This is a genomic window from Halostagnicola sp. A-GB9-2 (assembly GCF_030068615.1).
In the GTDB taxonomy this organism is placed as follows: Archaea; Halobacteriota; Halobacteria; order Halobacteriales; family Natrialbaceae; genus Halostagnicola.
This window is the reverse complement of record NZ_JASJOC010000001.1, coordinates 1,024,435-1,040,287: the sequence shown is the minus strand read 5'-3', so window position 1 is coordinate 1,040,287 and position 15,853 is coordinate 1,024,435. Positions and strand designations below refer to the sequence as shown.

Below are 15,853 nucleotides of genomic sequence, written 5' to 3'. Positions count from 1 at the left end.
CGAACCACTCCGTTAGTCCCTCGCTGGCGGCTCTTCAGTGAAGGACTCAACGAACCCCGGGAACGGCTTCGACGGAGGCACTACCCATGTCACAATACGATCCCGCGGATACACCCGATTCGCATCACGTCCACGAAGAGCAAACACGGGCTGAAAAGCCGACCGACCGTGATTGCCCGTGCTGTCGAGTCTGTGGACTGACTGCCGAGAAGACCGAAGGAACCGAAGCGCCGTCAGCTCGACGCGAGGATCGGGAGGAAGAACACACGGAACACGCTCACGAGCCGTCCGATCACGCACACGAAGAGCACCCCGGCCCCGACCACGAGGCGCACGTGGATCACGCCGGTCACGAGGAGATGTTCAAGCAACGATTTTTCGTCTGCCTCGTCCTCTCGCTCCCAGTTCTCTACTACAGCCCGATGCTCCAGGAGTGGTTTGGCTACGCCGCCATAACGTTCCCCGGAAGCATGTTCGTCGGGCCAGTTCTCGGCACGATCGTCTTCCTCTACGGTGGGATTCCGTTCCTGCGGATGGGTGCCGCTGAGGCCCGGAACCGCGAACCGGGAATGATGCTGTTGATCTCGCTGGCTATCACCGTCGCGTTCGTCTACAGCGTTGCCGCAGTCGCGTTCGGGATCGGCGAGCCGTTCTTCTGGGAACTCGTCACGCTGATCGTCATCTTTCTGCTCGGACACTGGATCGAGATGCGAAGCGTCCGCCGGGCGTCGGGCGCGCTCGACGAACTGGCGGCGTTAATGCCGGATACGGCCGAACGCATCACGGAAGATGGCGAAACCGAAGAAGTCAGAGTTGACAACCTCGAAACCGACGACCTCGTATTGGTTCGCCCGGGATCGAACGTTCCCGCTGATGGCATCGTTGAGGAAGGCGAATCGAACGTCAGCGAGGCTCTGATCACCGGTGAATCACGACCGATCAAGAAAGAACCGCGTGATGAGGTGATCGGCGGCACGACGAATCAGGATGGAAGCCTTCGCGTTCGCGTCACCGCGACCGGCGAGGAGACGACGCTCTCGGGCATCATGCGGCTGGTCGAGGAAGCTCAGCAGAGCAAATCACGAACGCAGGTGCTGGCCGATAAAGCCGCTGGCTGGCTGTTCTACGTCGCAATTTCCGTTGCGGTCGTAACGGCCGTTGCGTGGACGATAGCCGCGGGATTCGGTCTGACGACGGTCGAGCGCGTCGTCACGGTGTTGGTCATCGCGTGTCCGCACGCGCTCGGGCTCGCCGTCCCGTTAGTGGTCGCCATCAATACCACGATGGCGGCGAACAACGGCATGCTCATCCGAGATCGGATCGCCATGGAGGATGCGCGAAACCTGGATACGATCGTCTTCGACAAGACGGGGACCCTCACGAAAGGTGAACAGGGTGTTGTCGATATCGCTACGTCGGGAAGTTGGGACGAAGACGAACTGCTGGCGGTGATGGCTGCTGCCGAGGGAGACTCCGAACACATGATTGCGGAAGCAATTCGTGAGGAGGCTCGTGAACGAGGGCTTTCCGTCCCTGACGTACGAGAGTTCGAGGCGCTCGAAGGTCGGGGCGTCCGTGCAACCGTCGAGGTGGAAGCCGCCGCAACCCCCGGAGCGGCCGGTGACCAGGTTCGAGACGGTGAAACAGTCTACGTCGGCGGGCCGAATCTCCTTCGTCACCTCGATGTCGAACCCGATGACGACCTCAAAGCGTTCGCAGACGAGGCTGGTTCCCGTGGGCAGGGCGTTGTGTACTTGCTTCGGAACGGGGAAGCCTGGGGCGCAGTCGCGCTGGCGGACGTAATTCGTGACGCGAGTCACGAGGCGATCGAGGCACTCCACGACATGGGCGTCGAAGTTGCGATGTTGACCGGTGACTCCGAAGACGTCGCTCGGGCCGTCTCTGAAGAACTCGATATCGACACGTACTTCGCGGAAGTCCTCCCGGAAGACAAGGACAAGAAAATCATCGAACTGCAAGAACAGGAAAAGCTCGTGGCGATGGTTGGTGACGGGGTGAACGATGCACCCGCACTGACGCGTTCTGACGTCGGAATCGCCATCGGTTCGGGAACTGACGTCGCCGTCGAGTCCGCAGACGTCGTCCTCGTGGAGAACGATCCGCGAGACGTCGCGCATCTCGTCCGGTTGAGTCGGAAGAGCTACCGAAAGATGCAGGAGAACCTCGTCTGGGCAGCCGGCTACAACGTGTTCGCGCTGCCGCTCGCAGCCGGCATCCTCGCCCCGATCGGCATCCTGCTTTCACCTGCTCTTGGTGCCGTCCTGATGTCGGCGAGTACGGTCATCGTCGCAATCAACGCCCAACTCCTGCGACGGGCAGATCTCACAGTATAAGTTGGCCAACAATCAGTAGCTTACGGTCAAGGAAGACCGTTGAAAGACGGTGAGAGACGCTCACGAATCCATTAGCCGGGATGTTGTAGTAATCTACTATGCAGGCACGTATCGCTACGGAACTGGAGTGCACGCCGGAGCGAGCGTGGGTCGAAGTGCTCCGACCCGAGTTGCTGCTATTCGTCTCGTGGCCGCTGATGACATTCGCTCCGCTCGATCCCGAGTTGTTTCCAGCGATCTGGGACGACGGGCGGTACCTCGTTTCGTTACGCGCAATGGGAATCCTTCCACTTGGAAAACAGTGGATAGACGTCTCCAAGCCGACGGTCGAGACGACTCCCGGAGGGCAGCGATACCGAATCCGAGACGACGGTGAGGGAACGCTCGTCTCTCACTGGGACCACACCATCACGATCGCTGAGACCGAAGAAGGACACACTCAGTACATCGATGAAATCACGGTTGACGCCGGAATACTCACGCCGTTCATCTGGGTGTACGCGAACGTGTTTTATCGGTACCGACAATTTCGATTACGGTTCCTCGTCAATCGAAGGTTCGAGTCAATCTAATTCTCGCTTTGGTGTGCTGATTAACAATGATGACACGTGTATACGGTTGATAGAAAAGAAGGCTATGTCTGAGAAGTACAAAATAGAACTGTTACCAGATGCGAAGACGTGCTACAGGTACCTTCAGGTCGGGTTCAGTATCATCGTCCTTACCTTCCTAGTCGGACTGCTGGTGATCGCGGTTCCGAACCTGATCCCGATATACGAGGTGATCGTGATGCCCGCGCTGTTCGTTGGACTCGGTCTGCTTCTATACAGCGTCGGAACACACCTGCACATTATGCACCTAAATATGCTCGAAATGAGAGAAGAAGACGACGGACATTCCTGATAAGAGAGCCGAGTAGCACCCAACTGCTGATGAAAGACCCAGCAGTCTTCGGCTATGGCGAGAATAGATGAATGGGGATGAGTATCGATCGCTGGGCAACGAAGACGACGCGTCGGTTAACGAAGCTGAGCCTCGGGTATCGCATCGCGGTGTACATCGTCATCGTGGCCGTCATCGTGAGCGTCTATACGGCCTTTTACTGGTATGGTATGGCTGTATACGAGGACCGCAACCTCTCTCTCGCTGCCGCCCTCCAGACAGTCGTCCAGTCGTTGACGACCACGGGATACGGGCAAGACGCACCATGGGAAACGACGATCATGAACCTGTTCACGATTCTGATGCAATTCACCGGCATCCTGCTCCTCTTTCTCCTCCTGCCACTATTCGTCGTGCCCTGGTTTAGTCAATTCATCCAGCAACGACGGTTCGATACTGTTGAGCCACTCGAAAATCACGTCGTAATATCCGGACACACGCCGCTCGTCCACACGTTCATCACCGAGATTGAGTCACACGCTCATCAACACCCCTACGTAATCATCGAAACAGACCAAGATCGCGCAGCAGAACTCCGCGACCTCGGACACACCGTGTTACACGGAGATCCAGAATCCGAATCTGACCTCCGGAAAGCCTCGGTCGAGAAGGCACAGGCAGCGGTCGTCGCTGGCGACGATCAGTTGACGCTGAACGCTGCGCTCGCTGTCCACGATGTGGCATCGATGGTCCCGATAACCGCAACGCTTGAGGACGCGACACTCCGACAGTATCTGCACTCGGCTGGCGTCGAGTACGTCGTACAGCCACGACAGGTAATCGGACAAGCGCTCGCCACGCACTATGCGATGAGTGGGGGAATCCCGTCCGATCGAATCGTTATCCTTGGTCACGGAACGGTCGGCAGTACCGTTCGGTCGGCGTTGGAAACCTGGGGTGCGGATCCGACCGTCGTAGACATTGACGAGGACGAACACGTAGACGTCGTCGGCGACGCAACCACTACGAAGACACTTCAAGAAGCGGGCGTAGAAAATGCAGACGCAGTCATCATTTCGCTTCCTAAAGACCGACAAGCACTGTACGCAACACTACTCGCCCGTGAGTTGAATTCTACAGTCGATATTTTTGTGCGAGTGACGGAGAGCGAGGCAGTTGGACGAGTCAAACGAGCAGGTGCTGACTACGTACTTGAGTTATCGGATATCTCCGGACAGATGGTCGCTGCTGCCGTCCTCGACGAGCCCGTTAGCGGCACTGACAGTGATATCCTGTTCACTCGTCTGAGCGACCCGGACGGAGAACTCTCAGCACTCGACATTGACCGTATCATCGGTGTCACTCGAAATGATGAGTTGCACCTTGCACCTGATCACGATTTCGAACTCCAACAAAACGATCTTCTCATCTACGTAAGAGGGTGATACACCCAGCCGCTATCGATTCCGCCAGCTTGGCAAAAAGTCCTCTATTTCGCCGTGGAATCCGTCCCTTGTCGGTTTGTGACGCAATATCTCCGAAAACGATCGGAGAGAGGATAGGTGAAGCGGTGGTATGACGGTTTGATCGACGGTGAACTCCTAGTGACACTGTTTCAAACCATTCCTGTCGAAGATCCGGTAACAATCTTCGCGTTGGCGATGGTCATCTTTCTCGTCGCGCCACTCCTCTTGGAACGCCATCGATTACCCGGCATTATCGGAATCATCCTCGTTGGGGCTGCGATCGGTCCGAATGCAGCTGGTATTATCGAGCGAGGGGATGCGATCGTTCTCCTCGGGGAGGTCGGACTGATCTATCTGATGTTCCTCGCCGGTGTCGAGATTGATCTCAATAGGTTTTTTGATAACATCGACCAGAGCATCATCTTCGGCGTTCTCGCATTCCTCATTCCTCAGGGAGTCGGTACCGTTTTCGGGATGTGGGTGTTCGGATTTTCGTTGCCGACGGCGTTATTGTTCGCAGCTATCTTCGCCTCGCATACGCTGCTCGCATATCCTGTTGCCCGTCAATTAGGGATCGTCGGCAATGACGCCGTCACGGCAACCATCGGCGGCACCGTGCTCACGAACGTACTCGCACTGCTCGTTCTCGTCATCGTCGTCGCTTCAGCGGAAGCTCCCCTCGATTGGCTGTTTTGGGTGGAACTCGGGCTTGGTATCACGCTGCTCTTCACCGGGATCTGGTATATCGTTCCGTGGCTCGGTCGCCGGTTCTTTCGGAGCCTCGCCGAAGAGAGTCATTTCGAGTTCCTGTTCGTCATGGCTGCCCTCTTCGGTTCAGCGGTGTTCGCGGAAGTAGTCGGAGCCGAACCCATTATCGGAGCGCTCGTGGCAGGGCTGGCGCTTAACCGGCTCATCCCCGATCGAGGGCCGTTGATGAATCGCGTCCAGTTCGTTGGCAACGCACTGTTCATCCCGTTCTTTCTCCTCTCGATAGGGTTGCTCGTCGATGTGACTTTGATTGTTGGGGGGCGCGAGTCGCTGCTGCTCGCCGGGGCACTGATCGGACTCACACTCGTCACAAAGTTCGTCGCGTCCTGGCTGACCGGCCTGCTGTACGCGTATGATCACGACCAGATCGGAAGCATGTTCGGTCTCTCGGTCGGACAGGCCGAAGCGTTAGCGATCGTGCTCATCGCGTTCGATGCTGATATTCCCGGATTCGATACGGATATGATCAACGGCGCGGTGTCGATGATCCTCGTCGTGAGTCTGGTCAGTCCGATCGTGGTGGAGAAATACGGTCGAGCAGTCGTGACGAAAGAGCGGGGAGGGAAACGCGAGCCGACCGACGTTCGCCAACGGATCCTCATTCCGTTTACTCCGGTACCCGAGCACCACGAGAAGCTGATGAGGTATCACGAATCGCTGGTCGATCTAGCGTTATCTATCCGGGAGGAACAATCTACCGAACCGTTACACACGCTGGCCGTCGTCCACCCGGGACCGAAAACGGAGCAAAAGGTTGCGACCGCCGATGCAGCAATCGCACACACGGAAGAGTATGCTGCCGGCGCAGAGGTGCCGGTAACGTTTCACACGCGGGTCGATCACAACATCGCCTCCGGGATCACTCGCGCAGCCGTTGAAAACCGGATCACGACGATCCTTCTCGACTGGGACGGGATGCGGCTCTACAGACAACCTCTCTTCAGTCAGACTACGCGGCAGGTTCTCGCATGGACTGATCAACTCGTTCTCGTCTCCCGAATCAGGGAACCTCTCAATACCGTCTCCCGAATCGTCTTCGTGCTTCCACACGAGCTGTCACACGATCCAAACTTCTACGAGGTCGGACAAACGATCGAACGGATTGCAGCGGGTACTGGAGCGCCGATACGAGCACTCGTCGTCGAGGAGTCGGGGAATGATTACGAGCAACTGTTCGGAGAACACGAATCGAACACGCCTATTGAGAGAGAATACATCGATGACTGGGACCGATTGATTCGAGTTCTTTCCGAAGACGTGACGGCGGGCGATCTCGTGGTGTGTGCGAGCGCTCGCCGAAACACCATCGGTTGGCGACCGGAACTCCAGGAATTGACCGAACGCGTCCCGACGCTCACGTCGGGCGACTTCGTCGTAATCTATCCGCCGGTCGGTGAGGATACCGATGAGCAGCCACAGTTGTCGATGGAATAAAAACGCTCGAATTACCGAGATTTGTGAAAATGAGATCACTCCAAAATTGCGAACAAATGGTGAGAGTAACAACTGTAGCGATCGCAATCGTAGAGTAGCGTATGAGCCTTTTCGAAGTGGGTATCCCACTTATCGTTCTATTTGTCGTGTTTGGACTGACTGTCGGTATCCTCTTTGGGTTCTTCGGGATGGGTGGGAGTTTCTTCGTTACCCCTGCGCTTCTCGTTCTCGGACATTCCGCCCCTACTGCTGTCGGAACTGGGCTCGCGTTCGTCTTCTGGACGTCACTCACTGCGACGATTACGCATCGCGGCCTCGATCATATCGATTATCGACTCGGTTTCCTGTTGATTCTCGGAATGACGGCCGGCATCGAGATCGGGAAACGGGCATTACTGCTGCTGGCGGATATCGGACTCGCAGATCTCGTCGTCAGTCTTCTCTACGTCGTACTCCTCGCGTCAATCGGTGTGTTCGTCATCCGCGACGGACGACATCCCGCGATAGAAGACGAGAGTTCTGTCGAGAACCCGTCGTCTCTCTCCGCTCACCTCGAACGAGTCACCATCCCGCCAACGGTCACCTTTTACAATGGCATTACCCTCTCCGTCTGGGTGGTGCTTCCGGTTGCGTTGTTAATCGGAAGTCTGTCCGGATTCCTCGGTGTCGGTGGCGGATTCTTGATGGTCCCCGCGCTCATGTACGGCTTGGCGATGCCGGGAGCCGTCGCCGTCGGTACGGACATCTTTCAGATTACTATCTCCAGTGCGTACGGGGCATTCGTCTACGGACAGCGGGGAGCGATTCATTTCGCCATGTTGGTTCCGTTGCTCGTTGGCAGTACGGTCGGAACTCGTATCGGTGCTGTGCTCACTGACTATCTCGACGACGCGGAACTTAGAACGACCTTCGGCGCTATGCTACTCATCGGAAGTATCTCAGTGGCCAGCAAAACTATCAGCCATACATACGACATAGAACTGTTGCATACGCTTAGTTTGACGCTTCTCCTTGGAGGTGCGCTGGTGATGAGCGTGATCATCCTCTACCTCGGGGTGCGAAATATACGCGAAGAACGATCTGGTCTGTTTTGATCAATTAACGTATTCAAGTCATCCTCACTACCGTTCGAATTCATAATCCGAGAACTTACTGCAAGCATAGCGCTCACAGCGAACCGAACTCGTTGCTTCTATCTCTAAAGGCGACTATATAAACTCGTCAGAGGACGATCCGTGATTGATCACGTCCGGTTGCGTGAGAAACTCCATTCGCAGCCAAAGATCATCTACTCCTGAAATTTGAAGAAACAGAATCTGATACCGCTACATTATTGTTTTTCTTGGTTTTCGCAGTGCTCAATCACCCGCCTGGCCTTTCCAGAGCGTATCGCTACCTCCGAGGACCGGTTGGAATCTGCTAACGATAGTGGACGTTCATGCTGAAATCCAGCCTATTGATTTAAAACATGAGTGTTTACTGGGAGAGTCGTGCTATTTGACCCCATAGGAGGGGGGTTTGGAGTACAGTAAAGCACTCTGCCGACCTAGCTTAGATTGGGGAGATTCCGGGTGGAACCCCCCAGAGAATCATGGCAACGACAACCGCTTCCCAAACCGACGCTGCGTTCGTGGATCATCTCAACGTACCGGCGTTAGCGTTCGCAGGAGCGATCATGGCGGCAGTAGTCATGCTATTGCTCGGAATACTCGCTAATGTCGGTCTATACGAAGGAGCGGCCGCAATGATGATGGAATGGCATATGTTCTTCTCGCTCACGCTCGGCGGGATCATCACCGGTATGGTGGAGGCGGCGATCATTACGTTCGTCGTCCTGTACGTCTTTTCGTGGATATACAACACCATTGCCGCGAGATCCACTGTCAGCGAATGAGCAACAGATGCTCACTATATTTTAGAGTTGTTTCGTAATCACATCTGATCGCACTACCTTTCCTGCTGCGTGGGATTTGGGGACTAGATAACATACTTGGACAGCGTATATCAGAGTATGGCAACCGATGATTCACTGGTTCGGACGGTCCTGATCGTTATTGCTGCGATCCTGCTTCTGCCCTTCCTCACGATGGTAGTGATGATGCCGATGATGGGCGTATGGGGGTGGGGACACATGTGGGATGGTAGTATGTGGAACGGCACAGGAGCCACGTGGATGTGGCTTCTCATGTCGGTGGTGCCTTTGCTCATAATTCTCGGGACCGGGTACCTCCTGTACAGTTCGATTCGCCAGTCCAGTCCTCAACAAAGTGACACTGCACTCGCAGAGCTGAGGACGGCCTATGCCCGTGGCGATATTTCGGATGAAGAGTTCGAAGAACGCCGCGAACGACTCCAAAGCAAGGTGTAGTCTCTGGGAAAATCAGTTCAGAAGTCTCATTGATTCTTGAGAGTGGATCCAGTTTCTCAGGATCGAAGTCAGTAAATCATGCACGTGTCACCGTCCCGAATTCGGCTGGCTCAGAACCCCGCACATTTTGGATGATCCCGTCAGGTCGAAAAGTTCTGTAATAGAATAAGTGGCGAATTTGGCTTCCTGAGTGGCTATTACGCCAATTCTCTCAAACCATGGGCCCTGACGGATTCGAACCTTGGTCGGAGCGAAACTCCTCCCTGATTCGAATCGTCAGCGATCCATTCCGCGAGGCTCGCGTCTGCTTGCCTCGCTCCATGGGCCCTGACGGATTCGAACCATCGACCACTCGGTATCCCCCAAACCCGGCGATCCACCGGCGTTTGTTATGAGCCGAGCGCTCTAACCAGACTGAGCTAAGGGCCCTCGTGTCACCGATGACAGGGGGTGAAGTTAACGCTTACTCTTGGCTCTCGAGTTCCCGCCTTCGAAAACGGATTCGCGTCACTCGAGCAAACACTGGCCGAACAACTTATCGCCGGAGTCGCAGGAGAGAAACGGCGATAAGGGCGGCGAGTGCGGTCAGGATCCCGAGCCCAGGAATCGTTTCGGCAGCAGCGTCATCGCTTCCGTTTTCGCCACTGCTATCGTCAGAACTGTTCTCCGAGCCGTCGTTCGCATCCGAGCTACCGTTCGTGTCCGAACCACCGTCGGCTCCGTCGAGTTGCAACACGACGACAACCTGTCCGTGCGAACCGTCGGGGTAGTACGTCCAGCCACCGCCGGCTTCTTCGTACGATTCAGCGTCTTCTATCGGGTCGATGTCCGTATCCCAGCCCTCGTTTGCTTGTTGGATGTAGCCGACAACCTCGACGTCGTCAGCGTGTTCGCCGCTGAGAGAGGCTTCGCCGTACTCGATCGTTCCATCCTCGGGCATACCGTGAATTTCCATACAGTGGCTATCCATGTAGCCGTCGCCCTGTGCGAGATCCGGGGATGTACCGAACTGGTCAGCGTCGAGCGGTCGCTCGTAGTTCTCGGTCAGCGGGTACTCGACCGTGAACGGATCGGCGTACGTATGCCACTCGAGGGAGTCCCCAGTCGGGACTTCGACTGTCGTATCGGGGATGCTCTGGCCTTCGACGAACTCGCCCTCTTCGTTGACCAGTGTAACACAGATTTTTCCGGACCCGTCGCCCAGATACGGGCTTCGGTACTTATCGCGCGGGTTAACGTAACTCACCCAGTCTCCGTCGGGGTGAGCCGCCTCGAAGTACTGGTCGTCCGGCCCCGGTGCCGGTTCTTCGTACGCCTCCTCCGAGACGTTTTCTGTCGGCGGTGTCGCCGCGTACTGCTGTGAGTTAGGCATCTCGGTGGCTGTCACGCCAGCACCTGCTAACGCGACGACTGCGACGATGCAGCCAGCCACGATAACACTCACTGTCGCAATCTGTACCGTGTTTCGATCGGGGGTAGTGAACGGTAACCTGATCATGGGTAGGTATTCTGGATATTCCTCGATAGTGAGGGATTGACCATGACAAGTCACTCGACAAACCCCGTTGTAGATATGCAGGTGTTACCATACGGTATGAAGCTGCTAATCCCTCATCGAACCGAACGGCTCTCATCGAACGAAAACGCGAGGAGTATTCAGTATCGAGATCCCCTGATGGGCGCTCAGGCAGTCCAGACGGCCGGAACACTCCGTTTCCCATCACAGATACAGAACGTAGTATTCGCCGGTAACTGGTTCCTACTCGAGCGGATAACGAACTCACTGATTGAGTTGATAACCGGGAGTCGACTTCGGTGAAACCGTGGCCCCAAGGAATCGGTTTTTTAGATCACGAATCGACGAGCGTCACTCGGTATTTGCCCGTCTCGTCGTCGAGCTGGACCCAGTCCACCCCTTCGGTCGCGTCGATATTCCCTTCGTTCTCGCCGCAGACCGTGACCTGTTCGCCGTGGTCTGCTTCCGTAATCGTCTCCTGACAGACGTGCTTGCCCTCGACCGTGACATCGATATCGAACGGGTAGTGAAGTTGATTCTGAGCGCTATCTCCCTCGTAGATGTCATACTGTGATGTGCTCGAGGATTCGTCGGCCTCCACGAGTTGCTTCTCCGTACGAGGCTCGTCTTCTGCCCAGAAGACGCCCATCGTCTCGATTTGCACTTGCGTCTCCGTGTTCGCCTCATAGGAGAATTCCAGGCTTCGAGTCGTGTCTCCACGTCCCCATTCCTCCGGCTCGACCGAGACATCGACCGACGGAGAGACTGTGCTGACTGCCTGAACCTGCATCTCCCCGGGTGCTGAAATCCACTTCCCCGCATTGTCCGCTCGGACGTTCTCGATGTCGTCGAAGAACGCCTCGGTCGCCCCGATACTCGGATCCGAGATTTCCTCGGCGTACTCCGTTTCGAACGACGTTCCGGACGTAATGTTCTCGAGTCGTTCGTTCCCCGTTACGGGAACGACGGCTCCGTATGAGAGACTCGAGTGGGCAGTTCCGTGCTCGTTCCGGAGCGAAACCGTCGGTCCGTCGATTTTCATCTCATCGGCGTCGTGTTCGTAGGCCGAACTCGTTTCGTAGGCACCCCCGGTCGTTCGCTCGATGGTATTCGCGGCTTCGTTGGCGTCTGGGGGCGGTCCAGTTGGAAGGCCGAGGGCGATGCCGACCATCGCGATAGTGACGATGCTGACTGCGAACCAGACGTACCACGCGTCTGCGGGTGCCTCCAGATCCATGCTGGCTGTGGCCGCCTGTTCGTATTTAAACTCATAGCCGGCCAGTTTCCAGCGATACGGCACGTGAGGGGGAGTCAAAACTCGCTGTCGAGATTTGGTTGCTCGCTCTCGAGGAAGACGAACGGGTCAAAACACGATGTCGATCGCGACGACTGCGAAGACGTAGACAACCGTCGCTGCTGTGAGCGCTCGGCCGACGTGATAGCTGATGAGCGCGCGATCGAGTCCGTGTCGGAGCGCCAGCGAAAGCGGGATCAAGATGAAACACAGCGTGAGCACGAACACGCCGACCGACAGTGCCAACTGCTCGGTCGGAAATGCAGTTGCACCGTCGAGCGACGAGAGATCCATCTCGGCCATCATGTTCGCCAGACCAACAGTTGCCCCGGCGACGAGGGGCCCGAAATACGCGGCCGTGCTATCGAGGGTTCCCGTTACCTCCTCGAGGTTGCGTTTAGTTTCGCCCTCGAGTTCTTCGAGTTCCTCGAGGTGGTCGGCCATCGAAACGATCGCGCGCCCGGCGGGTCGTCCTTCGTCACTGGCGATGGCGAGCAGGGCTGCAGTACCGTGTGCTCGAGGGCTTGGAATCGACTCGAGCGCGCCGTACTCGCCGAGAAAGGCTTCCTCGACGCTGAGGTGTAGTCGTCGCTGGAGCCCGGCCGCCCGTGCGAAGACCTCGCCGGTCTCGGCGGGAACGCGGTTTCCAGCGAGTTCGATCGCCGATTCGACGGATTCTCCCTCTGCGACTTGCCGACCGACGAGATAGAGTGCGTCGGTCAGGTATGCTTCGACGTCTCGAACGTAGTTCCGCACACGCAAGACGGGGCCGTAGACTGCGAGTAAACTAATCCCGGTTCCGAGGCCGAGGCCAGCTACCGGCGCGAGTTCGGCGTAGCCAACCGCTCTCGCCCCGACATAGGTACCCAATCCGATAGCGATGCCACACAGCGCTCGAGTCCACAACCGATCGGGGACATCCGGGTGCGTGCGATTGATTTGTGGCGGTGGAAACGCAACCGGCCGTCGGACGAGCAACCAGAGGCTGGCGGCGACGAGAGCGGCCGGGAGGACGATATTGTAGAGCAAGACGACCATCCAGATGTTGACCGGGATTCCGACCATCGGGACCGACGGGACAAGTGCGACGAGTGCGAGCGGAAGCATGACGCCGAACGCGAACAGGGCAGTCGTCGGGCCGCGAATCGAGGCCGTAAAATCTGCCATCTGGTTGCGAGTGCCGTTGAGAATCGCTGACAGCGCCCGATCGAGCGTTCTGGTCCGTTCGGCTTCGGGTGCTTCCTGTGCAGTCGCGAGCAGGTGAGCCGACCGTCGAAGGGCCGGAAACCACTCGGCCCACTCGTCGGCGAACGACAGGAGCCCCGTTCGTGGCGTTCCCATCGACCGATCGATGTGTGCCGACAGGTTCTCCGACAGTGGACCACGACCCGTCGAGGCGGCGAACCGAACTGCACTCTCGAGAGCCGGTTGGACTTGCATTCGGAGAACCGCACGTCCGATCAGACTCGGCGTGTCGCCCAGGGCTTCGGTTCGGCGAAACGCCGCGAGGAGACGGGGAGTCGAGTGGACGGCGTGGACGGCAACCACCGGCGTTGCGAGTACGAAAAACACCACAATGGGGAGCGGAACCGGAAAAGCGAACAGCGGAATTAGGAGTCCTATCGAGCAGATGCCAGCACCGTATCCCGCCCGGACGACCGTCTCCGCACGAAGTGATGAGTCGATAAACGAGAGCGACTCGGCGAGCTCGTCGCTCGCCTCGACATCCCAGGGGTACGCTTTCGCGACTGATTCAAAGAGAGTAGCAATAGTCATCATTGAACTACGCGATATGACGGCTCGCGTAGGCCGCAGCCACCTCCTGGGGATCCGTTCGCCCGTCTTTGGCCAGCGACGAAATAAGATTCGTTCGCGATTCGATCGCTGCTCGAACGTCTGCATACGCTGCTGTTGGGCCGGCTAGTCGATCGACGAGTCGGCTCTCTCCGCGGCCGATCCGACCGGTCGAGGTCGCCTGCTCTCCCTCGAGCGCGTACAGCGGTTCGAATCGGATGTCGTCGCCGCTTCCGATCACCTCCTCGATCCTGGCGAGACGCCGCTTTTTCCCCTCACCGGTCCGATAGCTCTGTACAGTTACGACGAGGTCGGTTGCACCGAATGAGGATGGTTCGACCTTCAGGTCGGAAACGACGCGTTCGTAGACGTCAGCGGCACCGTCTCCGTGAATCGTCCCGAGGACCGCGTTGGCGTTCGCGCCGACGCGCATCGCCTCGTACAGGACGCGAGCTTCTTCGCCTCGGATTTCGCCGACGACGAGTGCACCGTCGCCGAGTCGAAGCGCGGTTCGAAGCGCCTCAGCGGGCGATATTTCGGGCCCGTCCCCCAGACCCGTTCGAAGCGCTTGTACGTCGCGACCGACGGACTGGAGCGGATCGACGGGCAGTTCGGGTGTATCCTCGATGACAACTGTTCTCGTATCCGGCGTCAGTTCGTAGAGCAACGTTCCGAGGAGCGTCGTCTTTCCGGCCCCACGAGTTCCCGCGATAAGCGTTGCCGCGTTGCGTTCGATCGCGACCGAGAGAAACGCCGCCACCGATGCGGATATCGTTCCGTTTTCGACGAGCGCCGGCAGCGTGAACGTCTCGTCGGCCTGTTCCCGGAAGGCAAACGCGATCCCGTCCGCAACCGGGTCGGTGACGCCCGCGATGCGGACGCCCGTTCCGTTCTCGAGATCAGCCGTCGCATCGACCGTCGGCGCCGCGCGAGAAAACGGACGCCCGCTGGTTCGGCGAACGCGGGACGCGAGCGCTTTCGACCCGCCGGAGGTCAGATAGATGTTCGTCGCCATCGATTCACCGTCGACGACGACCCGAATTGGATTCTGCGAAACCGGCGACGTGGCGTAGACATCGGTGATTCGCGGATCCGCAAACAGATCCTCGAGAATCCCGTAACCGCTCGTGTGTTTTCTGAGAACGCTGGTTAACAGCGGATCGACCGGTTCGTCGCTCACCGATTCGATAGCCCGCGACGGAGCGCGGTCGCCATCGACGTTACCGTCCGCGATCGCTTCGTACCCCTCCAGAAGGATCCTCGTCTGCTCGCCTAACGAAAGGTCGACGACTTCGAGTTCGTACAGCGGGACGCTGTCGTCCCTCGAATAGATCCGTGCCGTAGTACCTGTCTCGAGCGTTCGGATGTCCCGAAGTTGTGCGGAGTCGCTTACCGACGGATCGACGAAGTAGTGTGCGATCGACGGCCCGCCCAGCGGCGTCAGAATATCGTCGTAGTTTTCGATCCCCATCGAACTCTCGAGTAGGCCCGATTCGACGCCGATGTCGGCAATTTCGCCGATGCGTCCTTCGAGTTCGACGGCTACGTCGAGCGGATCTTCGGTCGCTGTATCGGCCAATCGCTCGTCACGTTCACCCACAAGTTCGATGAACCGGCCCGCTGCGGCGAGCACTGCGACGCCACGATCGGGATACCGATACTCGAGTCCGTTCGAGCGAACGAGGATGGACGTCGCCTCGCGGTCCTCGAGCGCTTCGATAACGGTTCGTCTGCAGGCGCTCGATTTGGCGAGTTCACCCGAACAGTTGTTCGCATCGACGAGTAACGTCCGTTCGTCGAACTCAACGTCACAACAGCAGACACTCGAATCGTCTGCCGAGCGAGAGAAGATTTCGGACAACCCGAACGCGCCTGCGACCCACTGGGGGCAAAGAGATCGCACGGAAGGCGGTGAGGCGTTCTTCGACATGAGCCGGTCTCCTTCGGCTTCGGTTTTAAACTCTCGGTGGATCTCCG

At 57.6% G+C, this 15,853-nt stretch carries 12 protein-coding genes and 1 tRNA gene; 8 read left to right on the top strand and 5 right to left on the bottom strand.

Annotation, left to right across the window (positions count from 1 at the left end; translation table 11 throughout):
- The first annotated feature begins 86 nt into the window (after positions 1-86).
- The 8 genes from QNM96_RS05200 to QNM96_RS05165 all read left to right on the top strand — a co-directional run bounded on the left by QNM96_RS05200 (position 87) and on the right by QNM96_RS05165 (position 9,272).
- Complete coding sequence (locus QNM96_RS05200; RefSeq protein WP_283834940.1) at positions 87-2,354, top strand: heavy metal translocating P-type ATPase; 2,268 nt, start codon at positions 87-89, stop codon at positions 2,352-2,354.
- Between the two features lie 98 nt (positions 2,355-2,452).
- Positions 2,453-2,926, top strand: a complete 474-nt coding sequence (locus QNM96_RS05195; protein WP_283834939.1) for a hypothetical protein — start codon at positions 2,453-2,455, stop codon at positions 2,924-2,926.
- 64 nt (positions 2,927-2,990) lie between these two features.
- The gene (locus QNM96_RS05190) at positions 2,991-3,257 is read left to right on the top strand and encodes a hypothetical protein (RefSeq protein ID WP_283834938.1); all 267 of its coding nucleotides are present in this window, start codon (positions 2,991-2,993) and stop codon (positions 3,255-3,257) included.
- Between the two features lie 77 nt (positions 3,258-3,334).
- Positions 3,335-4,681 carry a potassium channel protein gene (locus QNM96_RS05185; RefSeq protein ID WP_283834937.1) on the top strand — a complete coding sequence of 449 codons (1,347 nt, stop codon included), beginning with the start codon at positions 3,335-3,337 and terminating at the stop codon, positions 4,679-4,681.
- A gap of 159 nt (positions 4,682-4,840) precedes the next feature.
- On the top strand, positions 4,841-6,904 hold the full coding sequence (locus QNM96_RS05180; RefSeq protein ID WP_283834936.1) for a cation:proton antiporter: 2,064 nt from the start codon (positions 4,841-4,843) through the stop codon (positions 6,902-6,904).
- Positions 6,905-7,005: 101 nt separating this feature from the next.
- Positions 7,006-7,998, top strand: a complete 993-nt coding sequence (locus QNM96_RS05175; RefSeq protein WP_283834935.1) for a sulfite exporter TauE/SafE family protein — start codon at positions 7,006-7,008, stop codon at positions 7,996-7,998.
- A 497-nt stretch (positions 7,999-8,495) separates the two neighbouring features.
- A complete protein-coding gene (locus QNM96_RS05170; protein WP_283834934.1) occupies positions 8,496-8,798 on the top strand; it encodes a hypothetical protein in 303 nt (100 codons plus the stop codon).
- Positions 8,799-8,915: 117 nt separating this feature from the next.
- Entirely contained in the window at positions 8,916-9,272 is a 357-nt protein-coding gene (locus tag QNM96_RS05165; RefSeq protein WP_283834933.1) for an SHOCT domain-containing protein, read from the top strand.
- Between the two features lie 321 nt (positions 9,273-9,593).
- On the opposite strand, the gene QNM96_RS05160 is transcribed toward QNM96_RS05165, so the two are convergent.
- The 5 genes from QNM96_RS05160 to QNM96_RS05140 all read right to left on the bottom strand — a co-directional run bounded on the left by QNM96_RS05160 (position 9,594) and on the right by QNM96_RS05140 (position 15,806).
- A tRNA-Ile gene (locus QNM96_RS05160) sits at positions 9,594-9,701 on the bottom strand.
- 106 nt (positions 9,702-9,807) lie between these two features.
- Complete coding sequence (locus tag QNM96_RS05155) at positions 9,808-10,716, bottom strand: PGF-CTERM sorting domain-containing protein (RefSeq protein ID WP_283834932.1); 909 nt, start codon at positions 10,714-10,716, stop codon at positions 9,808-9,810.
- A gap of 406 nt (positions 10,717-11,122) precedes the next feature.
- Positions 11,123-12,025, bottom strand: a complete 903-nt coding sequence (locus QNM96_RS05150) for a hypothetical protein (RefSeq protein WP_283834931.1) — start codon at positions 12,023-12,025, stop codon at positions 11,123-11,125.
- 126 nt (positions 12,026-12,151) lie between these two features.
- The gene (locus QNM96_RS05145; RefSeq protein WP_283834930.1) at positions 12,152-13,861 is read right to left on the bottom strand and encodes a secretion system protein; all 1,710 of its coding nucleotides are present in this window, start codon (positions 13,859-13,861) and stop codon (positions 12,152-12,154) included.
- Between the two features lie 4 nt (positions 13,862-13,865).
- Positions 13,866-15,806 (bottom strand): type II/IV secretion system ATPase subunit, encoded by a 1,941-nt coding sequence (locus QNM96_RS05140; RefSeq protein WP_283834929.1) that lies wholly within the window; start codon positions 15,804-15,806, stop codon positions 13,866-13,868.
- Between the last annotated feature and the right edge of the window lie 47 nt (positions 15,807-15,853).